Source organism: Phyllobacterium sp. SYP-B3895 (genome assembly GCF_009647635.1).
Classification (GTDB): Bacteria; Pseudomonadota; Alphaproteobacteria; order Rhizobiales; family Rhizobiaceae; genus Phyllobacterium; species Phyllobacterium pellucidum.
In genome coordinates, this window is the sequence record NZ_WJIG01000003.1 from 104496 (window position 1) to 128148 (window position 23653).

General features: G+C 59.7%; 23 protein-coding genes. 14 read left to right on the plus strand and 9 right to left on the minus strand.

Features of this window, described 5'->3' with window-relative positions:
- Positions 1–137 precede the first annotated feature (137 nt).
- From GF108_RS13080 to GF108_RS13090, 3 genes are all read right to left on the minus strand, one after another.
- Entirely contained in the window at positions 138–1241 is a 1104-nt protein-coding gene (locus GF108_RS13080; RefSeq protein ID WP_027229537.1) for an ABC transporter substrate-binding protein, read from the minus strand.
- Between the two features lie 267 nt (positions 1242–1508).
- Positions 1509–3098 carry a DHA2 family efflux MFS transporter permease subunit gene (locus GF108_RS13085; RefSeq protein ID WP_091944040.1) on the minus strand — a complete coding sequence of 530 codons (1590 nt, stop codon included), beginning with the start codon at positions 3096–3098 and terminating at the stop codon, positions 1509–1511.
- 18 nt (positions 3099–3116) lie between these two features.
- Positions 3117–4298: an HlyD family secretion protein gene (locus GF108_RS13090; RefSeq protein ID WP_153668353.1), complete on the minus strand. Its 1182-nt coding sequence runs from the start codon at positions 4296–4298 to the stop codon at positions 3117–3119.
- 146 nt (positions 4299–4444) lie between these two features.
- On the opposite strand from GF108_RS13090, the gene GF108_RS13095 reads away from it, so the two are divergent.
- Entirely contained in the window at positions 4445–5137 is a 693-nt protein-coding gene (locus tag GF108_RS13095) for a TetR/AcrR family transcriptional regulator (protein WP_091944045.1), read from the plus strand.
- A gap of 13 nt (positions 5138–5150) precedes the next feature.
- Here GF108_RS13095 and GF108_RS13100 read toward each other — a convergent pair whose 3' ends face one another.
- Positions 5151–5555: a Fur family transcriptional regulator gene (locus GF108_RS13100; RefSeq protein ID WP_027229541.1), complete on the minus strand. Its 405-nt coding sequence runs from the start codon at positions 5553–5555 to the stop codon at positions 5151–5153.
- A 178-nt stretch (positions 5556–5733) separates the two neighbouring features.
- Between GF108_RS13100 and aztA the strand changes: the two genes are divergently transcribed.
- The 3 genes from aztA to aztC are packed head-to-tail and all read left to right on the plus strand — an operon-like array spanning position 5734 to position 8381.
- On the plus strand, positions 5734–6564 hold the full coding sequence (gene aztA, locus GF108_RS13105) for a zinc ABC transporter ATP-binding protein AztA (RefSeq protein ID WP_153668354.1): 831 nt from the start codon (positions 5734–5736) through the stop codon (positions 6562–6564).
- Positions 6557–7423: a zinc ABC transporter permease AztB gene (gene aztB, locus GF108_RS13110; protein WP_153669420.1), complete on the plus strand. Its 867-nt coding sequence runs from the start codon at positions 6557–6559 to the stop codon at positions 7421–7423. Before aztA ends, aztB begins: the two co-directional genes overlap by 8 nt.
- 19 nt (positions 7424–7442) lie before the next feature.
- Positions 7443–8381, plus strand: coding sequence for a zinc ABC transporter substrate-binding protein AztC (gene aztC, locus GF108_RS13115; RefSeq protein ID WP_153668355.1), 939 nt, complete (start codon positions 7443–7445; stop codon positions 8379–8381).
- A gap of 42 nt (positions 8382–8423) precedes the next feature.
- Here aztC and GF108_RS13120 read toward each other — a convergent pair whose 3' ends face one another.
- From GF108_RS13120 to GF108_RS13140, 5 genes are all read right to left on the minus strand, one after another.
- Entirely contained in the window at positions 8424–9998 is a 1575-nt protein-coding gene (locus GF108_RS13120; protein ID WP_027229545.1) for a TerC family protein, read from the minus strand.
- A 330-nt stretch (positions 9999–10328) separates the two neighbouring features.
- Positions 10329–10880, minus strand: coding sequence for a DUF924 family protein (locus GF108_RS13125; protein WP_153668356.1), 552 nt, complete (start codon positions 10878–10880; stop codon positions 10329–10331).
- A 13-nt stretch (positions 10881–10893) separates the two neighbouring features.
- Complete coding sequence (locus GF108_RS13130) at positions 10894–12726, minus strand: monovalent cation:proton antiporter-2 (CPA2) family protein (RefSeq protein WP_153668357.1); 1833 nt, start codon at positions 12724–12726, stop codon at positions 10894–10896.
- An 87-nt stretch (positions 12727–12813) separates the two neighbouring features.
- Positions 12814–13665, minus strand: a complete 852-nt coding sequence (locus GF108_RS13135) for an amidohydrolase (RefSeq protein WP_246663953.1) — start codon at positions 13663–13665, stop codon at positions 12814–12816.
- A gap of 18 nt (positions 13666–13683) precedes the next feature.
- Positions 13684–14487: an IclR family transcriptional regulator gene (locus GF108_RS13140; protein ID WP_153668358.1), complete on the minus strand. Its 804-nt coding sequence runs from the start codon at positions 14485–14487 to the stop codon at positions 13684–13686.
- A 171-nt stretch (positions 14488–14658) separates the two neighbouring features.
- Here GF108_RS13140 and GF108_RS13145 point away from each other — a divergent pair, with 171 nt between their 5' ends.
- From GF108_RS13145 to GF108_RS13190, 10 genes are all read left to right on the plus strand, one after another.
- Entirely contained in the window at positions 14659–15975 is a 1317-nt protein-coding gene (locus GF108_RS13145; protein ID WP_027229550.1) for a sugar ABC transporter substrate-binding protein, read from the plus strand.
- A gap of 162 nt (positions 15976–16137) precedes the next feature.
- Positions 16138–17034 carry a carbohydrate ABC transporter permease gene (locus GF108_RS13150; RefSeq protein ID WP_027229551.1) on the plus strand — a complete coding sequence of 299 codons (897 nt, stop codon included), beginning with the start codon at positions 16138–16140 and terminating at the stop codon, positions 17032–17034.
- Position 17035: 1 nt separating this feature from the next.
- Positions 17036–17902, plus strand: a complete 867-nt coding sequence (locus GF108_RS13155) for a carbohydrate ABC transporter permease (RefSeq protein ID WP_091923981.1) — start codon at positions 17036–17038, stop codon at positions 17900–17902.
- A 5-nt stretch (positions 17903–17907) separates the two neighbouring features.
- Positions 17908–19005, plus strand: a complete 1098-nt coding sequence (locus GF108_RS13160; protein WP_027229553.1) for an ABC transporter ATP-binding protein — start codon at positions 17908–17910, stop codon at positions 19003–19005.
- A gap of 4 nt (positions 19006–19009) precedes the next feature.
- A complete protein-coding gene (locus GF108_RS13165) occupies positions 19010–20122 on the plus strand; it encodes a mandelate racemase/muconate lactonizing enzyme family protein (RefSeq protein ID WP_153668359.1) in 1113 nt (370 codons plus the stop codon).
- A gap of 2 nt (positions 20123–20124) precedes the next feature.
- The gene (locus GF108_RS13170) at positions 20125–20454 is read left to right on the plus strand and encodes an L-rhamnose mutarotase (protein WP_153668360.1); all 330 of its coding nucleotides are present in this window, start codon (positions 20125–20127) and stop codon (positions 20452–20454) included.
- Positions 20455–20460: 6 nt separating this feature from the next.
- Positions 20461–21540, plus strand: a complete 1080-nt coding sequence (locus GF108_RS13175; protein WP_370462205.1) for a Gfo/Idh/MocA family protein — start codon at positions 20461–20463, stop codon at positions 21538–21540.
- Entirely contained in the window at positions 21541–21996 is a 456-nt protein-coding gene (locus GF108_RS13180) for a MaoC/PaaZ C-terminal domain-containing protein (RefSeq protein ID WP_113280860.1), read from the plus strand.
- Positions 21997–22029: 33 nt separating this feature from the next.
- Positions 22030–22764 (plus strand): SDR family oxidoreductase, encoded by a 735-nt coding sequence (locus GF108_RS13185; RefSeq protein WP_153668362.1) that lies wholly within the window; start codon positions 22030–22032, stop codon positions 22762–22764.
- A 15-nt stretch (positions 22765–22779) separates the two neighbouring features.
- Positions 22780–23625 carry a fumarylacetoacetate hydrolase family protein gene (locus GF108_RS13190; protein ID WP_153668363.1) on the plus strand — a complete coding sequence of 282 codons (846 nt, stop codon included), beginning with the start codon at positions 22780–22782 and terminating at the stop codon, positions 23623–23625.
- The last annotated feature ends 28 nt before the right edge of the window (positions 23626–23653 follow it).

Below are 23653 nucleotides of genomic sequence, written 5' to 3' on the forward strand. Positions count from 1 at the left end.
CAATTCCTGGTGCAGGATACCAGGACAGGATGAGCCGACAATCGCTTTCAGATAAGCCCGCGTGTGCAACCTAGCACAACGCGTTGCCCAATGCAGGAATCCCCGCGGGTTGCTCCGCGGGGATCGCTGAATGCGGCTTACTGAACGTTGGCGCCGACGACCTTGTCCCAACCCTTGGTGATGACTTCCTTGGCGGCCGCCTGTTCATCGAGTGTTGGGAAGAATGCCTTCTCGTAGGCTGCTGCTGGCGGAAGCTTGTCGAGAAGTTCCTTCGGGACCTTGTTGTTCTTTACCAGGTCCTGGAAACGAGCCGGGTGGCAATAGCCTTTGAGGTAGCCGATCTGGCCTTCGTCGGAATAGAGGTATTCCATCCAGAGCTTGGCAGCATTCGGGTGCGGTGCGTAGGCGCTGATGGCCTGCACGTAAACGCCGGCAAGAACGCCGGACGGCGGAACGACGACTTCAACCGGCGGGTTGCCCTTGAGGGTGTCACGGCCGGCGAGAGCATTGTAGTCCCAGCTGATGATGATCGGGGTTGCACCCTGCGCGAGCGTGCCGGACTTGCCGATGACCGGAACGAAGTTGCCAGCCTTGTTGAGTTCGGCAAAGTATTTCAGGCCGGCTTCGCCGCCTGCGGCGCCGGGCTTGGCGCCTGTCGACGCGCCGGCAGCCGATACGGCGAGGATCGCCTGGTTCGAGGCGCGCGGATCACCGGCCAGAGCAACGCTGTTGGCATATTCCGGCTTGAGCAGGTCGGCCCAATCCTTCGGGACGTTCTTGACGATATCGGTGTTTACCTGCAGCGACATGACGCCATAATAGTCGCCGAACCAATGGCCGTCGGCGTCCTTCAGTTCGGCCGGGATCGAATCCCAGGTCGATACCTTGTAAGGCATCGTCAGGCCGTCTTTCTTGGCATCCGGACCGAACGAAAGACCGACGTCGATGACGTCAGGAGCCTGCGGACCCTTGTTGTCCTTGTTCGCCTTGATGGCTTCGACTTCGTCCTTCGAACCGGCATCCGGGTTGAGTTCGTTGACTTCGAGGCCGTACTTGGCTTTGAAGCCGGCGATGATGTCACCGTAACCGCACCAGTCGTGCGGCAAGGCGATCGTCGTCAACGTGCCTTCCTTCTTGGCCGCGGCGACCAGTTCGGCCGGTGCTTCGGCGAACGAAATCGTCGTACCCGCGAACAGCACAGCCGTCGACAGCGCGAGCAATCGTTTGGAATAATCGATCATTTGGTAAACCCCTTTTGCGATACGTCATTGGCTCTTTTGGACGTTCTGCTCCCCGATAAAGGTCTCTCATGTCAGTTGGATGACAGACCGATGACAAGCTGGTGAACGTCTTCTCCCTGAGCGGGTACGCTGGAGTGAACCACTTTTTTCGTGGCTTAGCAATTAATACGAAAGGTACATCTTACGCATTAGTTCGAGTAGCTTAGCTGCCCGGAAATAGCGAGGGCGACCTGCGAGCAATATGCGCCGACTAAATAGTTATTCCGCTCAGTGGCCGCCGCCGCCCCCGGGCGCTGGTGCGCCGGGTTTGCGCATGAGAATGGCAAAAACCGCAAGCGAGGCGAAGAGCAGCGTCAGGATGTAGAAAACATCCATGAACGACAGGAGCGAGGCCTGTTGATGCACCATCCCCGAGACCTTGCTCAGCGCCGTTGTCGGGCCGTCGAGTCCGTTAGCCGCAAACTTCCTGGTCATGCTGTCGATGAGTTCCTGCGCTTCAGGATTACCCCAGCGAACGTTCTCCGAAAGCTGCGCATAGTGCAATGCGCCACGGTCCGTAAGAATCGTGTTGATAACCGCAAGCCCTACCGCACCGCCGAGGTTGCGCGTCAGGTTGAAAAGGCCTGAAGCATTCTTCAATCGCGAAGGCGGTAGCGTACCCAAGGCCAGATTGTTGATCGGCACCATGCAAAGCATCAGCGAGCAGCCGCGCAGGATCTGCGGAATGAGAAGCTCGTAGAAATCCCAGTCGGCGGTGAGATGCGTCATGGTCCAGGTGCCGGCGGCAAAGCCAAGGAAGCCGATCATGATCATGATGCGCGGATCCATGCGGCCGGAAAGGAAGCCGGCAATCGGTGCCGTCAGGAACATGGAAAGGCCGCTGACAAACAGCGCCTCGCCGATCATCAGCGCATCGTAGCCGCGAATGCGGCCAAGATAGACCGGATAAATATAGGTCAAGCCATAGAGGCCGATACCGAGGACGAATGAGAATGCCGACCCGAACGCAAAGTTCAGGTTCTTGAAGGCGAAAAGGTCGACGATCGGCTGTTCGGCGGTAAAGGCGCGATAGAAGAAGGTGACGGCGCCGATAACGAGCACGATGCTGCAATAGAAGATCGTCGTGTCCTGCAGCCAGTCATTGCGCGGGCCTTCCTCCAGAACGTATTCGAGCGAACCGAGGAACGCTGCCATGCCGGCAAGCCCCCACCAGTCGAACTTGCTGAGCAGCGAGCGATCGCCCTTGTCGAAGTCGATGAGGTTCCAGGTGGCGACGGCGACCAGAATGCCCGGTATGACGTTGACGAGGAAGAGCCAGTGCCAGGAGAAAGCGTTGCTCAAATAGCCGCCGACTGTCGGCCCGATTGTCGGCGCGAGCGTGGCGACGAGACCGATCATCGGCGAAACGATCGAGCGCTTGGAAGGCGGGAAGATGGTAAAGGCCGCAGCAAAAACGCTGGGGATCATGCCGCCGCCGATAAAGCCCTGAATCGCGCGGTAGATGATCATCTGGTCGATGTTCGTCGCCGTAGCACACAGAATGCTGGCGAGCGTGAAGCCGGCGGCCGATGCCGAAAAGAGGACGCGCGTCGAAAGCAGCCGTCCGAGGAACCCGGACAGCGGAATCATGATGACTTCGGCGATGAGGTAGGACGTCTGCACCCAGGAGATTTCATCGGAACTGGCGCTGAGGCCGGCCTGGATTTCGGCCAGCGAGGCCGAGACGATCTGAATGTCGAGAATCGCCATGAACATGCCAAAGACCATGGCGAGGAAGGCGATCGCCTTCTTCGGATCGATGTGTTCGTCAGGAACCGCAGGTGCTGCGGGCCCTCCGATGGCGGCGGCTTTTGACATGATTCTCGGCCTATCCGGCTATGAGCTCGGCGTCGTGCGGGTATCGACGTCGACGACAACGCTCAAACCTGCTTGGAGCTTGCCGCTGGCAAGCACGTCGGCGGGCAAGGCGATACGGACGGGTACGCGCTGGACGACCTTGGTGAAGTTGCCGGTCGCGTTTTCAGGCGGAAGCAGCGAGAACACGGCGCCGGATGCGGGCGCCACGGAGGCAACGGTGCCTTCGAAGGTCTCGCCCGACAGCGCGTCGACACGTACATGCACCTTCTGCCCGACTTCGATATCCTTGAGCTGCGTTTCCTTGTAATTCGCATCGATATAGAGCGCATTCACCGGAACGAGGGCGGCGAGGCGCTGACCCGAGCTGACAAGATCGCCCTTCTTGGCGGCAAGATTGCCGACGACGCCATCCACGGGCGCGCGGATGATGGTGAAGCCCAGGTCGCGAGCGGCCTTGTCCTTGGCGAGTTGCAGCGAGGCGATCGCGCTTTCAGCTTCCTTATACTGGGCGTCGAGCACGCCGATATTGGCGTTTGCCGTGGCGATCTGCGCATCGGACGAGGCAATGTTTGCCTTTGCCTGGTCGAGAGCTGCGGTCGCGTCGTCGAGCTGCGACTGCGATGCAAAGCTCGTTGCATGAAGCTGCTTGGCACGAACCGAAGAGTTCTGCGCATTGGTCAGCACTGCCTGGGCAGCAAGCTTGCCAGCCTGGGCCTGCTGCAGCGAAGCCCTGGCGGCTTCGGTCTGCGCCTTTATCCGGTCGAGAGAAAGTCTCTGCGTTTCGATCTGCGCCTCGGCCTGCTTCTCGGCAATCGTATAGTCGCCATTGTCGAGCGTGATCAGCGGGTCGCCCGCCTTCACGCGCTGGTTGGCAACGACATTGATCGTGTCGATATAGCCCATGACCTTGGGAGCAATGGCGGTGATATCGCCCTGAACGTAGGCGTCGTCCGTGGAAACCATGAAACGGCCCGTCGTCCACCATTCGTGGCCGTACCAGGCGCCTGCGCACAGGGCAGCGACAACCACGACCGGCAGGATCAAGCGTTTCTTCGAACGCTTCTTCGGCGCTGCCGGCGTTGTGACCGCAACTTCAGGTTGTGGCGCTTCGACCTTTGCCGGAGCCTCTACCTTGGCGGCAGGAGCCGGGGCCGGAAACTGACGAATATCAGCTTCATTCTTTGCTTTGGACGCTGGCATTGAAAGGCTCTTTCTTATGGAATTCACTCTGAAAAGTGATTGAACCAATCGGTTCGATCATTGACATAGCGCAAATGGAGGCGCATATCAAGTGGATCGAACCGACTGGTTCGAAAAAGAATCAGAAATAAGGAAAATACTTTCATATGTCGTCTACCAAGCCATACGTCGTGAAGGCGCACCCCCTTTCGGATGCCGAGTTCATGACCGATGGGGACCGTCCGGGCCGCCTTGCAGCGGGCCAGGATCCGGCCAAGCGTCAGCAGATCCTCGAGGGAGCAAACCGCATTTTCTCGCAGATGGGTTTTGATGCGGCCAGCATGAATGACATCACGCGTGAGGCCGGCGTTTCTAAGGGCACGATCTACGTATACTTCGACAGCAAGGAAGAGCTCTTCATGGAGCTCTGCAATCACTATCGCGAAGTGCTGTTTGCCGACATATACCATGCGCTGGAAAGCGAAGGCGATCTGCGCGACGCTCTGATCGAGTTCGGGACTGCTCTGGCGACGGTGGTAACCTCCGATGTCGTCATCCGAGCGCAGCGTGTCGTCATCGGCGTTGCCGAGCGGATGCCGTCGATGAGCCGCGATTTCTACGAAAGGGGTCCGCGGCGTGGCCAGGCGCTGATGCGGGCGCTCATCGACAAGCATGTTGCCGCCGGGACCCTCGATATCGAGGACACGGAGCTTGCAACCTATCAGCTGGCTGACCTTTTCATGTCAGGACTTTTCAAGAAGCGCATATTCGGCTGCATGGCGACGCCTCCGTCGCCCGCGCTTATCCGCAAGACCGTGACATCCGGCGTGGATATTTGGCTGAAGGCCTACAAACGCTGATTGTAGAAGGCGATTAGGCCGCCGCGCAGTTGGCGCAAACGCCGCGTATTTCAATCGTGGTTTTCGACTGCCTGAAGCCGTTTTCGCTTGTCCACTCCCGCACGCGTCCGGTGATCACATCATCGGAGAATTCAGATACCTGACCGCATTTCTCGCAGATGGCGAAGGCGGTCATGCCATGGCTATGGCTGTGGTTGTGCGGATGCGAGCAGGCGACGAAGGCATTGATGCTTTCGAGCCGGTGGATCATGCCGTAGTCGAGCAATTTGTCGAGGGCCCGATAGACCTGGAGCGGGGCGCGGAAACCCTCGCCGCGCAGCTGGTCGAGGATCGTATAAGCGCTGAGAGGCCCCTCGGCGCGAGCCAAGGCATTGAAAACCAGCGCCTGGTTCTTGGTCAGCTCTTGCGTCGATGTCATTGCCGAAAATGCTCCTTGATCATCAGTAGCAGATAGTCAGTCTTGGGCCTTGGTGCCAGTGGATACACGATTTTCGGCGGTTCTCAAATTCGCCATTGTTGACTAATGTAATAACATCACATATCGATTTGGCAAAGCCCGCGCACTGGCGGCACCTTCAGCGAACGCAGTAGAAACAATGCCCGTACCCTGCCTGACCTTTCGCGACCTTACGCTCGGCTATCACCGGCACCCGGCCGTGCATCATTTGAATGGCAGCGTTCGCCGCGGCTCGCTGACGGCCGTCGTTGGCCTGAACGGGTCGGGCAAATCCACGCTGATGAAGGGGATTGTCGGTGTTTTAAAGCCGATGTCGGGGTCCTGTACGGTCGAGAAGGGGACGCGCATTGCCTACCTGCCGCAGCAGTCCGAACTCGACCGCTCATTCCCTGCGCGTGTTGTCGATCTCGTCTCGCTTGGCCTTTGGCCAAAGCGCGGTCTGCTTGGACGCATCACGGCTGAAGATAAGGAAAGAGTGTCCAAGGCTCTGATGAGCGTCGGGCTCGAAGGCTTCGAACTGCGCCCGATCGACACGCTGTCCGGCGGACAGTTGCAGCGTGCGCTATTTGCCAGAGTCCTGCTGCAGGACGCCGATCTTATCCTGCTCGATGAGCCGTTCAATGCGATCGACACGAAAACCGTCAGCGACCTGATCGACCTTATCAAGCGCTGGCACGGCGAGAATCGGACGATCATGGTTGTCGTCCACGATCTCGACCTTGTGCGCGAGCATTTTCCAGAGACGCTGCTCCTTGCGCGAAAACCCATCGCCTGGGGCGCATCGCGTGAGACGCTGCGGCCGGAAAATCTCCTGCGTGCGCGCCAATTTCACGAGGCCTGGGAAGAGGGTGCGCCCTGGTGCGAGGACGACGATGCCCATGTAGCGGAGCACCACCACGACGACGGTCATCACCATCACGCGCATCATGATCACGAGCACCATCATCACGGGCAGCGCGATCATGTATGATTTCTTTATCGCGCCGTTCGCCGACTACAGCTTCATGCAGCGCGCCTTGCTTGGCTCGATCGCGCTTGCCCTCGGTTCCTGCCCGGTCGGTGTGTTCCTGATGTTGCGGCGCATGAGCCTGACCGGCGATGCGATGGCGCATGCCATTCTGCCTGGCGCAGCGGTCGGCTTTCTTCTTTACGGGCTGCAAATCGTGCCGATGACGATTGGAGGTCTTGTGGCCGGCGTCATCGTCGCGCTCGGCGCCGGCGCCGTCTCGCGCTTCACCATCCAGAAGGAAGATGCGTCGATGGCGGCCTTCTATCTGATTTCACTGGCGCTCGGCGTCCTGATCGTCTCGTTGCGCGGCTCGAATGTTGATTTGATGAATGTGCTTTTTGGAACGGTGCTCGCACTCAACAATGAGGCGCTAAGCCTGATCGGGATAATCTCCGCCATAAGCATCGTCACGCTCGCTATTTTCTGGCGCGGCCTTGTCGCCGAATGCCTCGATCCGCTCTTCCTGCGCTCGGTAAGCCGCATCGGCACGCCGGTGCATTTCATTTTCCTTGCCCTGGTTGTCATCAACCTCGTCGGCGGCTTCCAGGCGCTCGGCACCTTGCTCGCCGTAGGCCTCATGATGCTGCCAGCCGCCGCGGCCCGCTTCTGGACCTCCCGCGTCGGACCAATGTGCGGGCTTGCCATTGTCATCGGCTGCATTTCATGCGCCGGCGGGCTTTTGATTTCCTATCATTTTGCCGTGCCTTCAGGGCCCGCCATCATTCTATCGGCCGGTGCGATCTATCTGAGTTCGATCGTTGTCGGCACACGTGGCGTCATCAATAGCCGCCTGCGTCCTCACCGCCACAGAACCGCCTAGCAAACCAGGAATGGAATCCATGAAAAAAGCCTTCAAACTTGTCGCAACTGCGAATGTTATACTATTACTGAGCGGGGCATGCTCGGCCGCATTTGCCGATCCGCTCAAGGTGGTCTCCAGCTTCACGGTGATTTCGGACTTTGCCAAAAATGTCGGGGGCGACAAGATCAAGCTGACGACCCTCGTCGGTCCGGATGGCGATGCGCATGTCTACGAGCCGAAGCCCGCTGATGCCGCCGCCGTCGCCGGCGCCGATGTGGTGCTGGTGAATGGCCTGCATTTCGAAGGCTTTCTGCCGCGTCTCGTCGAGGCGAGCGCCACAAAGGCGCCGATCATTGAGCTGAGCAAAGGCGTCGAGCCGATCAAGAGCGCCGAGGACGAACACCATCATGAAGCGGCCAGCGGCACGCAGCACGAAGAACATGAGGCGTTCGATCCACATGCATTTCAATCGATCAGCAATGCCAAGATTTATGTGAAGAATATCGTCGATGCCTTCTGCACGGCCGACGCTGCAAATTGCGATACCTATAAAAGCAACGCGGCCGCCTACACGGCAAAGCTCGACGCCACCGAAACCGAGGTCAAGGCGGCAATCACCTCCATCCCGGAGTCGAAGCGGCTGGTCATCACGTCACATGATGCCTTCGGCTATTTCCAGCACGAATATGGTCTGACCTTCCTCGCGCCTGAGGGCATATCGACGGATTCGGAGGCCTCTGCCGCAGATATTGTCGCCCTGATCAAGCAGATCAAGGAAGACAAGGCCTCGGCGATTTTCGTTGAGAACATCACAAATCCGCGCCTCATCGAGCAGATCGCCAGCGAAACAAAGCTCAAGGTGGGTGGAACGCTCTATTCGGACGCCTTGTCAAAGCCGGACGAGGGTGCAAGCACCTACATCGACATGATGCACCACAATATAGAGACGTTTAAAAAGGCCATCCTCGGCAGTTGATGGCAACTGAGCGGTCCGGAAGACGTCCGGACCGCGCTGGCATCAGATGAAGGCTGCGGTCTGGGCCGGTGAAATGCGGACCTTGCCGATGTTGCGTCCCTCCATCTCGACGATCTCGAATTCGAGGTCGTCGACGGTGAGTTTCTCGCCCGCTGCGGGAATATGACCGAGATTCCACAGGATATAGCCGGCAAGCGTCGTATAGCGGTCGCCATCGTCGACCAGGTCCCGATCGATCAGGCCGCCAAGGCGGCGAATGTCGATATAGCCGTCAACGACCATGCTGCCGTCTTCGGCGCGCTCGATGACCGGACTATCCTCGCCCTCCTCGGGGAAATCGCCGGCGATCGCCTCAAGTACGTCGGTAGGCGTGACGATGCCCTCGAACGACCCATGCTCGTCGAGCACCACGCCCATCTGCACGTATGAGCCGCGCAACTGTTCCATGACGCGCAGCACGTTGGCGTTTTCATGGAAGATCAGCGGCTGGCGCGTGACTTTCTCCCAATCGATCTTGCCGCCGTCGAGTATGGCAAACAGCAAGTCCTTTGTCAGCGCAACGCCGACAAATTCATCGACGCGCCCGCGCGCCAGCACGACACGGCTGTGGGACAGGGTGCGGATCTCGGCAAGGAGTTCCTCGTTGGTCTCGTCGAGATCGAGCCATTCGACTTCATTGCGTGGCGACATGATCGAGCGCACCGGTCGTTCGACGAGGTCGAGCACACCGCGGATCATTTCCTTCTCTTCCGGATGGAAGACGTCGCTTGCGGCGCTGTGCTCGGCAATGACATCGAGCGTATCGGAATGCGGCGCCTCGGCGCCGCGTCCGCCGCCGAGAAGGCGCAGCACGGCGCCGGCGGTGCGGTCGCGCAGGTCCATCGTGGTGACGTGTTTTTCACGGTTGTGGCGTCCCAGCTGGTTGGCCGCTTCGACGAGGACCGAGAAGCCGATCGCCGCGTAGAGATAGCCCTTCGGAATGTGGAAGCCGAAGCCTTCGACGATGAGGCTGAAGCCGATCATCATCAGGAAGCCCAGACAGAGGATAACGACCGTCGGGTGGCGATTGACGAAATTCATGAGCGGCTTTGCCGCCAGCATCATCACGCCGACGGCGATGACGACCGCGATCATCATGACTTCGAGATACTTCACCATGCCGACAGCGGTGATGACGCTATCGAGGGAGAACACAGCATCAAGAACCACGATCTGGGCGATGACCTGCCAGAACACCGCGTTGGCGGCATTCGTTTCCTTGGCGGAAAGATGCCCTTCAAGGCGCTCGTGCAGTTCCATCGTGCCCTTGAACAGGAGAAACACGCCGCCGATGATGAGGATAATGTCGCGCCCGGAAAATCCGAAGCCTGCTACGCTGAACAGCGGGGTCGTGAGCTTCACCACCCATGAAATCGAGGCAAGCAGCAGCAGGCGCATGATCAGCGCCAGCGAAAGGCCAAGAATACGCGCGCGATTGCGCTGGTGTGCCGGCAGCTTGTCGGCAAGAATCGCGATGAAGACAAGATTGTCGATGCCGAGAACGATCTCGAGCACGATCAGGGTCAGGAGTCCTATCCAGGCATTGGGATCGGCAATCCAGTCAAGGGTCCATTCCATTGGAACGTCAGGTCCTTTCGAAGAAAATGATCAGCGTGCAGCGCGGCGGGCGGACGCGCCGACGCGTGACAACGCAACGCCACAGCGGGAACCGCGGGCGTGGGGGAAAACGGAATAAATAGCGCAATAGGAGTGTAGTCGCTGACGCTGCGCATGCAGAGTCAGCATGCTTCGCAAGTCCGGACTTGGAGGCTCTTCAGATTGATCGTCCGGCATCGATGCGCGGTCAGTCCCTGTTTGACTGGCTGTCAAAGTGAAAATTGCGTGTGCCAGATACGCCTATAATGGCAGCCACAAGGTCCGAGTTCAAGAGGTAGCCGGGTGTTTTGCCTACCCGGCAAACCCGCCGGCATCGAGAAAGGTCTGCTCTTCCTCGGTCATTGTGCGGCCGAGAATGGCGTTGCGATGCGGAAAGCGGCCGAAGCGCTGGATGATATCGTAGTGGTCATGGGCGTATTCGACATTGGCAGGCGAGCCGCCGCTGCAAAGTTCCACACACCGCCTCTGATCGTCGAGGTCTTCGGAATGCATGAAGGGCAGATAGAAGAAGCCGCGCAAGGGATTTTCGATGGAGATGTCGTGACCCTGTTCGAGGGCGCGGTGGGCATACATGCGGGCCAGCGAGTCCGTCGCATACATGTGGCCGGTATTGCGAAAGAAATTGCGGGGAAACTGATCGAGCAGAACCATCAGTGCCAGAGCTCCGTGGGGAGTATCGACCCAGTGTTCATATTCGCGGCGCGCCGCGACATAGTGGTCGTCGAGAAACTGCGCGCGGCACAGTTCATCGAATGCCTCGTCCTTGGTCCACCATTTGTCCTCTCCGGCCTCGCGCCAGAAATCGACAATGGCCGTGATCTTCGCATCGTCCGTGTCAGGCATGGTGATGATCCCTTCAGTTTGCGTCGGCGTTTTGCGGCGGTTGCACCCCGGCGACCTCGGGGTTGATTACCTGACCGGCGCGGCGCGGCTTGATCAGCGGGCCGGGAACCGGGGCATTGCCCTTCATGAGGTCGATGCCGGCGCGAATGCCGCCAGCCACCTGAAGGTCGAGACGTTCCGCGTCGCGCCGTCTCACGTCCTCGATCACGTCGGCGGCCTCGCGCCTGTCGACGCCGAGCCCGACGAGCGTATTCTCGCCAAAGATCAGCGCCGATTCGAAGGTCTCGCGCATCTGATAGTCGACGCCGATCTTGATGAGTTCGATCGTGTTGCCGCGGTCGTAGGCGCGCGCATAGATCTGAACCAGCGGGAATTCGGATTTGAGCAGGTTGGCGATCGAAAGGATTGTCTCCGCCTTGTCGACGCAAATGAGAACCGCCTGGGCCCGACCGGCGCCGGCGGCATGCAGAATATCGAGCCGCGTGCCATCGCCGTAATACACCTTGAATCCGAATTGGGACGCCGCCTGGATCATTTCGACGTCGTTGTCGATGATCGAGATATCGACGCCGCGCAGCAGCAACGGCTGGCAGGAAATCTGCCCGAACCGGCCGAAGCCGATGATCAGCACATTGCCCGAAAGGCCTTCGGCCACCTCGACCGCCTCCAGATCCTGTTTTTCTTCCGGCATGAGATAACGCAGGGCAACGAGAAGCAGGGGTGTCAGGAACATCGAGAAAATAATCACGGCGGTAAGAATTGCATTCGCCTGGCCGTCGAGAATGCCCACGGCCGTCGCGGTCGCATAGAGCACGAAAGCGAATTCGCCGCCCTGGGCCATGATGACGGCGCGTTCGATCGCCTCGCGGTTGGAAGATTTCAGCAGCCGTGCAACGGCATAGATCCCGGTCGCTTTCACGACCTTGAAGGCGACGACGTAGAAAATGACGGTTTTCCAGTTGGCAGCGACAACGCTCAAGTCGAGCGACATGCCGACCGCGAGGAAAAACAGGCCGAGCAAGATGCCGCGGAAAGGCTCGATATCGGCTTCGAGCTGGTGGCGGAAGGTCGATTCGGAAAGGAGAACGCCGGCAAGGAACGCGCCCATGGCCATGGAGAGCCCGCTCACCTGCATCAGCAGCGCCGATCCAAGGACGACAAGCAGCGCCGCCGCCGTCATGACCTCGCGGGCGCGCGATTGCGCAAGGAATCCGAAGAGCGGATTGAGCAGGTATTTGCCGGCCAGCACGAGCCCGACAATGGCCCCGATCCCTATGCCGATCGGAACCCAGTGCATGCCGCCTGCGGCTTCCACGCTCATCGGGGCGAGAAAAGCGACGATCGCCAGCAAGGGGACGATGGCCAGATCTTCAAGAAGAAGGATCGACACCATGCGCTGGCCCTGTGGCGTCGCCGTCTCGCCGCGCTCCTCGAGAAGTTGCATGACAATGGCGGTCGACGTCAGAACGAAGCCGGCGCCGGCGACAAAGGAATGCGCCACAGGAAAGCCGGTGGCGATGCCAACGCCGGTCAGAAGGAGGGCGCAGACACCGACCTGGAGGGCGCCAAGTCCGAAGATGTCCTTGCGCAACCCCCATAACCGGGAAGGCTGCATCTCAAGGCCAATGATGAAAAGAAACATCACGACGCCGAGTTCCGCCACATGCAGGATCGTTTCGGGATCGGAAAAGAACTTAAGACCGAAAGGACCGATAACCACCCCGGCCGCGAGATAACCGAGGATGGAGCCGAGGCCGAGGCGCTTGAACAACGGCACGGCGACGACGCCCGCGCCGAGCAGGACCACGACGCTTAAAAGATCCGGTCCGCTTGTCTCTACCGCCATTGTCGCCCCTGCCATTTGTGCCGCTGATTTTACCATGGGTAAAGCGGCAGGCGGCAGCAGGCAAGCCTATTTGAACCGATAGCGGACTCAGCCGAGATTCCAGATGCGGCGGGCGTTCTGCGAGAAAAGCTTGCCCCGCTCCTCGTTGCTGCAGCCGGAAACGAGCGTATGGGTTGCCGCGACCCAGGTGGCAAGCCCGCCGTTAAGCGTGCAAACGGGCCAATCGCTGCCCCAGACGAGCCGGTCAAAGCCGAAACTTTCGATCACGTGATGAACATAGGGCTTGAGCGTATCCACTTGCCAAGCGTCCGGGTCCGCATAGGCAACCACCCCCGATATCTTGGCGATGACGTTGCTGCGCTTGGCGATCTCGGCGACCTTCCCGCTCCACCCGTCGAACTCTTCGCCCTTGATATCCGGCACGCCGCAATGATCGAGGATAAAGGTGACATCCGGTGCAAGGTCGACGAGCGCGATCGCCTTGTCGATCTGGCGGGGCAGGACACAGAGGTCGAAAGTGAACCTCGTCTTGCCGAGGCGCTTGATGTTGTCGCGAAACGTTCGGCCTTCCGAAAGCGCATCTGGCATCACATGGAGCACGCGCCGGAAACCCTTCACCAGGGGGTTGGCGACCTGCCGTTCGAGGAAGGCCGGAAAATCGCCGTCTTCCGGACGGCAGGAGGATATGGCTCCGGCAATAAGGCTGTCCTTACGGCGGGCAAGGCTCGCAATGTAGGCCGTTTCCGTCTCGATCTCGTGCGCGGCGACGTCCACTTCCATGTGCAGCGCCTGTGCAATGCCGGCGCGGCGCGCCTGCACGGCATATTCCTCGTAGCTGAAGTCGCGGTTGAGGGCATCTGCGCGGGCAAGCCAGGGATAAGAAAGGGCGGACTGATCGATAATGTGAAGGTGAGTATCGATCAAGGGCATGACTGACATGGGGATTTCCTCCTTCGGTCAGGCGTGCCGGGGCACGCTTGAATGAATGACGTCGGCCCCGGCGAGCGCCGATAATTTCTGGGCCGTCGCCACCAGCATCTTGCGGGCATCGTCGATGGCTGGAGCGTTCGCAATGTTCAGGAGCTGAATATAGGGACAGGTGAGGGCGGCAATGGCGCGCCCGTCCGGCCCAAGTACCGGCGCCGAAACGTTGTAAACGCCCGCGGTCTGAGCGCTCGGCATGACCTCATATCCACGTTCGCGAATCTGGTTGAGGCGCTCGAGAAAGTCCGCAGGCTGGGCAATATCGTCCGCGTGTTTCTCGTATTCTGCAATCATCAGAGCCCGCTCATCATCGGATCTGAAGGCAAGAAGCACGTGGCCGGAGCCAGTGTTGAACAGGCTGATATGCGAGCCGACGCGGATCGAGATGCCCCAGTAGTCCGGGGCTTCCTGCTGGGCGATGACCACCGCCGCGCCACGATCGAAGACGCTGAGCTGGTTGGCTTGCTTTGAGTTGACGGCAAGGTCGCGCATCAAGGGTGTCGCATAGGATACCAGGCGACGTACCGGCGCATGGAGTTGCGCAAGGCCGAAGAGTTTAAGGGTCAGCGAGTAGCGGTCGCCCTCCAGCCGTGTAACGTAGCCGCGCCGCACCAGCCGGTCGAGCATACGATAAAATTCATTGGGGCTTCGCCCGAGAAACTTGGCAATTTCCGCCTGGGTGAGCCCCCCATCAATCCCAGAAAGCAGTTCGAGAATATCTAGCCCCTTGTCGAGCGCAGGCGCCCGATACCGGTCGCTGTCGTCTTCGTCCGTCATGAAAAATCTCCCCATTGAGAGTATGCATATACGAAGAGGATATTCGTAGGAAAGCGAATTCCTTGCTTGACGATAGAGCCTAATTAATGTTTGTATATGAATGAAGCGCCCATATATGGGTGTTTAACTGTGCGGGAGCCGGGGAGCGGTCCCGCTTTGGGAGGAATTTCGATGAAGTATCTTTTGGCCAGCGTTTCAGCTGGGGCTATCGCGTTGTTGGCAGCGCAGGGAGCCGTTGCGGCAGACTTGCCTGGAAAATTCGACGGCGTGACGATCGACGCCAAGCTTATCGGCGGCCAGCAGTACGAGCCCCTCTACGAGCGTATCGGCGAGTGGGAAAAGCTGACGGGCGCCAAGGTCAACATCCTGTCGAAGAAGAACCACTTCGAGCTCGACAAGGAGATCAAATCGGACATCGCCTCGGGCAGCCTGAACTGGTGTGTTGGATCGAACCACTCGTCGTTCGCACCGCAGTATCCAGGCATCTATACCGACCTGAACAAGCTGCTTCCGGCGGAAGAAATCGCGGAATTCGTCCCCAACAACATCAAGGCCTCGACGCTTGACGGCAAGCTCGTCATGCTGCCACGCGCGCAGTTCGACGTGTCGGCACTCTATTACCAGAAGAGCCTTTACGAGGACGACGCCAACAAGAAGGCGTTCAAGGAAAAGTACGGCTACGACCTGACGCCGCCGGATACCTGGCAACAGGTTTCGGATCAGGCGCAGTTCTTCACCAAGGCGCCGGATTTCTACGGCACGCAGTTCGCCGGCAAGGAAGAGGCGATCAACGGTCGCTTTTATGAAATGGTCATTGCCGAAGGCGGCGAATATATCGACGCGCAAGGCAAGCCGGCCTTCAATTCGGAAGCCGGCGTCAAGGCCCTCGACTGGTTCGTCAACCTCTACAAGGCAAAGGCTGTGCCTGCTGGCACGACCAACTATCTGTGGGATGATCTCGGCCAGGGCTTCGCTTCAGGTTCGATCGCCATCAACCTCGATTGGCCGGGCTGGGCCAGCTTCTTCAACGACCCGAAGTCGTCGAAGGTCGCGGGCAATGTCGGCATCAAGGTGGCGCCTAAGGGTTCTTCCGGCAAGCGCACCGGCTGGTCGGGCCATCACGGCTTCTCGGTCACGGAAAACTGCGCCCACAAGGATGCCGCTGCTTCCCTGGTCTGGTGGCTGACCAACGAAGACAGCCAGAAGCTCGAAGCCAAGAATGGTCCGCTGCCGACGCGCACCAAGGTATGGGAATGGGATATCGAGCAGTCGAAATCCGATCCGTACAAGTCGGAAGTGCTGAATGCCTTCCAGGAAGAGGCAAAGAGCGCTTTCCCGGTTCCGCCACTTGCCGAATGGATCGAAATTTCCAATGCGGTCTATCCAGAACTGCAGGCGGCGATCCTTGGCGACAAGACGTCAAAGGAAGCGCTTGATACCGCAGCCCAGAAGGCAACCGACATCCTGAAGGACGCCGGCAAGCTCTGATCTGATTTCAATTTCGGGACGGTGCCGCACGCGGTGCTGTCCCGATCGTCCAATTCATCCGGCGCGGGGCAATGACCTTGCCCTGAGCTGGAAGTTTTACCTTTAAGGTCAGTGATTATTGCGCTGGCTCGCTGTCCAGGTGACGTCAGAACAAGGCATCCGATGAAATCTCTCAAACTATCAGCGCCGACACTCTTGCTACTGCCCGCGATCATCGTTCTTGCCGCCGTGATCGTCCTGCCGCTGCTTTTCTCGCTCTATTCGAGTTTTACGCCGTTCCGTCTGACCAAGCCCGAGACGATCTGGGTTCTCATAGGCTTCCGGAACTACGTCACGGCCCTCACCAGCTATGAATTCTGGACGGCGTTCGGACGCACCGTTCTGCTTTTGACGATTGCGCTCAACGCGGAAATGATGCTCGGCCTCGGACTTGCCATGCTCGTCAACAAGGCAACGCACGGTCAGCGGCTCCTGCGCACACTGATGATGTTCCCGATGATGTTCTCGCCAGTGCTTGTCGGCTTTCAGTTCAAGTTCCTCTTCAATGACAATGTGGGTTTCATCAACAACGCCCTGCAATCGCTCGGTCTTGCCACCAATGCCATACCGTGGCTGATCGACGGCAACCTTGCCCTGTTCTCGATCATCGTCGCCGAGATCTGGTCGTCGACCTCGGTCTTCGCCATCCTGATCCTTGCCGGACTTCTCGCCATGCCGCAGGAGCCGATCGAAGCGGCGCGGGTCGACGGCTGCACGCCCTGGCAGACTTTCCGTTTCGTCACATGGCCGTACCTGATGCCGTTCGCGTTCATCGCCATGACGATCCGCTCGCTCGACGTTGCGCGCGCCTATGACATCGTCAAGATCATGACTGATGGCGGGCCGGCCAAGCGCACCGAACTCCTGTGGACCCTCATCGGGCGCACCGCCTATAGCGATGGCCGCATGGGGTTTGCCAATGCCATGGCCTATATCTCAATCCTGCTTTCGATCCTTTTCACTGTCTATTTCTTCAGGAAACTTGCGGCTGCGCGTCAGCAGATTGGAGCGGAGTGGTAAGATGGATCTCAATACGTCCCATAGATTCAAGCGCCGCGCGCTGAAGTTCGCCCACCTCGTCGGCCTGTTCCTGGCGATGCTGGTGATCTGCCTGCCGGGCCTGTGGATCGTCCTGAGTTCGCTGCGCCCCACTGTCGAGATCATGGCGAAGCCACCGGTCTGGATTCCGCAGGAACTGTCATTCGACGCCTATCGCGCCATGTTCGGCGGGGCCGGGCAGGGCGGCATTCCAGTCATCGACTATTTCCGCAACTCGCTGATCATCTCGATTACGTCGACGATCATCGCGCTGGTTGTCGGCACCGCCGGGGGCTACGCCTTTGCCCGCTACAAGTTCAAGGGCAAGTCCGGTATCTTCCTCGGCTTCATGCTGACGCGTGCGGTGCCCGGCATTGCTCTGTCGCTGCCCCTCTTCATGATCTTCGCGCGCCTCGGCATCATCGACACGCACTTTGCGATGATCCTGGTATATGTGGCGCTGAATGTGCCCTTTACGATCTGGCTCATCGACGGCTTCTTCCGCCAGGTGCCGAAGGATCTCGCCGAAGCCGCGCAGATCGACGGTTGCACGCGCTGGCAGGCATTCTGGCAGGTGGAATTTCCGCTCGCCGGGCCTGGTATTGCCTCCGCGGGCATCTTCGCATTCCTCACCTCGTGGAACGAGTATGCGCTTGCCTCGCAGATCACCCGCTCGGTGAATTCGAAGACGCTGCCCGTCGGCCTTCTCGATTATACGTCGGAATTTACCATCGACTGGCGCGGCATGTGCGCGCTCGCCGTCGTCATGATCATTCCGGCGCTCACCCTGACGTTCATCATTCAAAAGCATCTCGTATCCGGACTGACGTTCGGCGCGGTGAAAGGTTAGTTCGCATGGCTCCCGTCACACTCAAAAAGCTGGTCAAGCGCTACGGCAATGTCGACGTCGTGCATGGCATCGATCTTGAGGTCAAGGATCGCGAGTTTATCGCGCTCGTCGGTCCTTCCGGCTGCGGCAAGTCAACGACGCTGCGGATGATCGCCGGCCTCGAGGATATCAGCGACGGCGTGATCGAGATCGGCGGCAAGCCCGTCAACGATCTGCCGCCGCGCGCCCGCAATATCTCGATGGTGTTCCAATCCTACGCGCTCTACCCGCATATGACCGTGCGGGAGAATATGGGCTTTTCGCTGAAGATCGGCAAAGTTGCACAGAGTGAGATCGACGCCCGCGTCAACGAAGCGGCTCAGATTCTCGATCTCGGCAAATATATGGACCGTCGGCCGTCGCAACTTTCCGGCGGCCAGCGCCAGCGTGTCGCGATGGGGCGGGCCATCGTGCGCCAGCCCGACGTCTTCCTCTTCGACGAACCGCTCTCCAATCTCGATGCGAAGCTGCGCACGCAGGTGCGAACCGAGATCAAGCGCCTGCACAACAAGGTGCAATCCACCATGATCTATGTAACGCACGATCAGGTCGAGGCGATGACGCTTTCGGATCGCATTGTCATCATGCGCGACGGCTATATCGAACAGGTCGGAACGCCAGACGAAGTGTTCAAGCGTCCGGCCACGCGCTTTGTCGCCGGCTTCATCGGTTCGCCGCCCATGAACCTCAACGAAGCCAGCGTCGCGGACGGAAAGCTCATTTTCGAGGGCGGCCAGAGCCTGCCCCTACCGGCCGAGTTCCGCAACAAGGTCGCGGCCGGCGACAAGGTGATTTTCGGCCTGCGTCCTGATGACATCTACCCGACCGGGCACGGCCTCAATTCCGGTGAAGCCACCGATGTTCACGAACTCGAATTGCCGGTGTCGATCACCGAGCCGCTCGGCAATGAAACGCTGCTCTTTGTCACCATGGCAGAGCGCGAATGGGTTTCGCGCATGCTCAATCCGCGCGCCATTGCCGGCGGCGAGGTGGTAAAGTTCAGTTTCGACCTGTCGCAGGCGCATCTCTTCTCGCCCGAAACCGGCAAAACCTTGCGGAGCTGATACGATGGCAAAGATTGAACGCGTCGAACTGCGCATGGTGGATCTGCCGCCGAAGGTCCTGCGGACCGACGCCATCCAGAGTTTCGTCAGCCAGGAAACGCCTATCGTCACCATCACCGACAGCGATGGCGCAACCGGCACCGGCTACAGCTATACGATCGGCACAGGCGGCTCCTCGGTCATGCGGCTTCTTTCCGATCACCTTGTTCCGCGCATACTCGGCAAGGATGCGGACCAGATCGAAGCCATCTGGCGTGATCTCGAATTCGCAACACACGCGACGACCATTGGTGCAATCACGGCGATAGCGCTGGCGGCCGTCGATACGGCACTCTGGGATTTGCGGGCGAGGAAGCAGGGCCTGCCACTGTGGAAACTTGCAGGCGGCGCCAAGGATCGCTGTCCCCTCTATACAACCGAGGGTGGATGGCTGCACATTGAAAAGCAGGCGCTGGTTGACGATGCGCTGCAGGCGCAGGCCAAGGGGTTCCGCGGCGCCAAGGTCAAGATTGGCCGGCCGCATGGCTCGGAGGATCTCGACCGCCTTTCCGCCGTGCGCGATGCTGTCGGTCCCGGCTTCGAAATCATGACAGATGCCAACCAGGGCTTTGCCCTCGACGAGGCCATTCGTCGTTCGCATGTGCTGCGCGATGTCGATCCTGCCTGGCTGGAAGAGCCGCTGCCGGCGGACGACATCGATGGGCATGTGCGCCTTTCATCCGCCACGGCAATACCGGTCGCGGTCGGCGAATCGCTCTATTCGATACGCCACTTCCGCGAATATATGCAGAAGCGTGCCTGCTCGATCGTGCAGGTGGATGTCGGTCGTATCGGCGGTATTACGCCATGGCTGAAGGTCGCGCACACGGCGGAAGCCTTCGACATGCCGGTCTGCCCGCACTTCCTCATGGAACTGCATGTGAGCCTTACCTGCGCCGTCCAGAATGGCAAATATGTCGAATACATCCCGCAGCTCGACGATCTCACGCATACGCAGATGCGGATCGAGAACGGCTACGCTGTGGCGCCCTCCGAACCCGGCATCGGCATCGATTGGGACTGGGATGCGGTCAAAGGCCGGAGCGTCGGCGAATTCACCACCGAGATAAGGGTCTGACGATGCAGCGCATGGGCATGATGATCGGGCTCAACCCGGACAAGGTCGCCGAATACAAGCGCCTGCATGCTGCCGTCTGGCCAGAGATTCTCGCGCTTATTTCGAGTTGCAATATCCGCAACTACACAATCTTTCTGCGCGAGCCCGAAAACGTCCTGTTCGGCACCTTCGAATATCACGGAAAGGATTTTGCCGCCGATATGGCGAAGATGGCGGCGGACCCGAGGAACCAGGAATGGTGGGCCGTGTGCATGCCTTGCCAGGTTCCGCTCGAAACCCGGGCCGAAGGCGAGTGGTGGGCGACGATGGAAGAAGTGTTCCATCTCGACTGATGAGGAATAGTGATGCGTTTTGACCCAGCGGCCCTCCAGCAGAGTTGGCCATTGCCTGAAATGCCAAGGCCCATCGTGACCTTCGGTGCCGGCAGCATCGTCGGCGATGCGCACTACCCCGCCTATCGGAAGGGCGGCTTTCCGATTGCCGGACTGTTTGACCCCGACCTCGACAAGGCGCGCAAGCTCGCTGATCAGTGGGGCGTGACCGCTTACGCGTCGCTGGCGGAAGCCGCTGCGGTGGACGATGCGATCTTCGATCTGGCGACGCCGCCTTCGCGACATGCGGATGTGTTGCGGGCGCTGCCGCAGGGATCGTTCGCGCTGATCCAGAAGCCTATGGGCAGCGACCTTGGAGAAGCCTCCGAGATCGTGGAGATTTGCCGCGAGCGCAATATCACGGCCGCCGTCAACTTCCAGCTGCGCTTTGCGCCGATGATGCTCGCCCTGAAAGATGCGATTGCGCAAGGTTGGCTTGGCGACGTCATCGATTTCGATGCCTTGCTGGCGCTTGACACGCCGTGGTCGCTCTGGCCGTTCCTCGCTGGCCTGCCCCGGGTCGAAATCGCCATGCATTCGATCCACTATATCGATCTCATCCGGCAGATTCTCGGCAATCCGCTGGGCGTTCATGCCAAGACCCTGGGGCATCCGAACCACGGGGTCGCGCAGACGCGGACGAGCGCCATTCTCGATTACGGCGATCGAGTGCGCTGTGCGCTCTCCATCAACCATGACCACAAATTCGGCCGCAAGTTCCAGGCCTGCGAGTTCCGTATCTGCGGCACTGAAGGCGCTGCCTACGTGAAGCTCGGGGTCAATCTCGACTATCCGCGCGGCGAGCCGGACGTGCTGATGATCTACCCGAAGGGCGGTTCGGACTGGATCGACGTTCCCCTGAAAGGGGCCTGGTTCCCGGATGCCTTCGTTGGGCGCATGGCCAATCTGCAGCGTTTCGCGAGCGGGGAAGACGAGACCTTGGTCAGTTCGGTCGAAGATGGCTGGCAGACGATGGCGCTGGTCGAGGCGGCTTATCAATCGAGCGCAACGCCGGCAACGCCGCTGGCGAAACTGGCGGAGGCGTGAATGGCCGAACAGGCAATCTATTTCGAAGACTATGAACTCGGCCATGTACGCGTCACGTCCGGGAGGACGATCACCGAGACCGATTTCGTGGTGCATGCCGGCCATACCGGCGATTTCTTCCCGCACCACATGGACGCGGAATTTGCCAAGACGACGCCGTTCGGCCAGCGCGTGGCGCACGGCACAATGATCTTTTCGATCGGCGTCGGGCTCACGGCGAGCCTGATCAATCCCGTGGCTTTTTCCTATGGCTACGACCGGCTGCGCTTTGTGCGCCCGGTGTTCATCGGCGATACGATCCGGACCCGCGTGACGATCAGCGCCAAGGAAGACGATCCAAAGCGCACCGGCAGCGGTCGCGTGGTCGAGCGCTGCGAAGTTCTGAACCAGCGCGACGAGGTGGTTCTCGCCGCAGATCACATCCTGATTGCCGAGCGCAGGGCATCGGGTGCATGACAGGCGCGATATGTGTCGAAATGGAGGTTTGAAATGACAGGCAAGCTTGCGGGCAAGCGCGTTCTCATCACGGCGGCAGGGCAGGGTATCGGGCGGGCATCCGTGCTCGCGTTCGCCCGCGAAGGCGCTATCGTCCATGCGACGGACATCAACGAGCAGCTTCTCGATGCCTTGCCCAAGGAGGCCAGTATCCATCCGCGCAAGCTCGATGTGCTGAAGACCGACGAGGTCAACCGGCTGATCGGCGAGATCGGGGCGATCGACATCCTGTTCAATTGCGCCGGTTTCGTGCACGGCGGCTCGATCCTCGAAATGCCGGATGCCGATCTCGACTTTGCGCTCGACCTCAACGTTCGCGCGATGATCCGCACGATCAGGGCGGTGCTGCCGGGAATGATCGAGCGCAAGGATGGCGCGATCGTCAACATGTCGTCCGTTGCAAGCAGCGTGAAAGGCGTGCCGAACCGCTTCGCCTACGGCGTGACCAAGGCTGCAGTGCTCGGTCTGACCAAGGCGGTGGCCGCCGACTACATCACGCAAGGTATTCGCTGCAACGCGATTTGCCCGGGCACGGTTGAAAGCCCGTCGCTGGAGCAGCGCATGCGCGCTGGGGGCGACTACGAGACGACGCGTGCGGCATTCATCGCGCGCCAGCCCATGGGACGCCTCGGACTGCCGGAAGAGATTGCCGATCTTGCCGTCTATCTCGCCGGCGCGACCTACACGACCGGCCAAGCCTACAATATCGATGGCGGCTGGACGGTGTAACCAAAGGAATAAACGATGAAATTTCTACGCTATGGCGCCCCCGGACAGGAAAAGCCCGGAATACTCGACAATCAGGGCCAGATTCGCGATCTCTCGGGGAAAGTCAGCGACCTTTCGGGCGCTGTGCTTGATCCAGCAGCGCTGGCAAAGCTGGCCGATCTCGAAATGGATGGCCTTCCGCTCGTCGAGGGCACCCCGCGCCTTGGTCCCTGCGTTGCCGGTACCGGAAAGTTCATCTGCATCGGCCTCAACTATGCCGACCATGCAGCAGAATCCGGGATGGCCGTGCCACCGGAACCCGTCATCTTCATGAAGGCGACCTCCGCCATTGTCGGGCCGAATGACGACCTGCTCATACCGCGCGGTTCGGAAAAGACCGACTGGGAAGTGGAACTCGGCGTCGTCATCGGCCGGACCGCAAAATATGTCAGTGAAGCCGACGCGCTCGACTACGTCGCCGGCTACTGCACCGTCCATGATGTCAGCGAGCGCGCGTTCCAGATCGAGCGTGCCGGGCAATGGACCAAGGGCAAGAGCTGCGACACGTTCGGGCCGACCGGCCCATGGCTGGTGACGAAGGACGAGATCGCCGACCCGCAGAATCTCAAGATGTGGCTCACCGTCAATGGCGAGACGATGCAGAACGGCTCGACAAAAACCATGGTTTACGGCGTTGCCTTCCTCGTTTCCTATCTCAGCCAGTTCATGAGCCTGCAGCCCGGCGACATCATTTCGACCGGCACGCCGCCCGGCGTCGGGATGGGCATGAAGCCGCCGCGCTATCTCAAGGCAGGCGATGTTATCGAGCTTGGAATTGAGGGCCTTGGCAACCAGAAGCAGGTGGCGCGCGCCGACACCTGATCATTTTGCGACAAACCAAAATTGAACA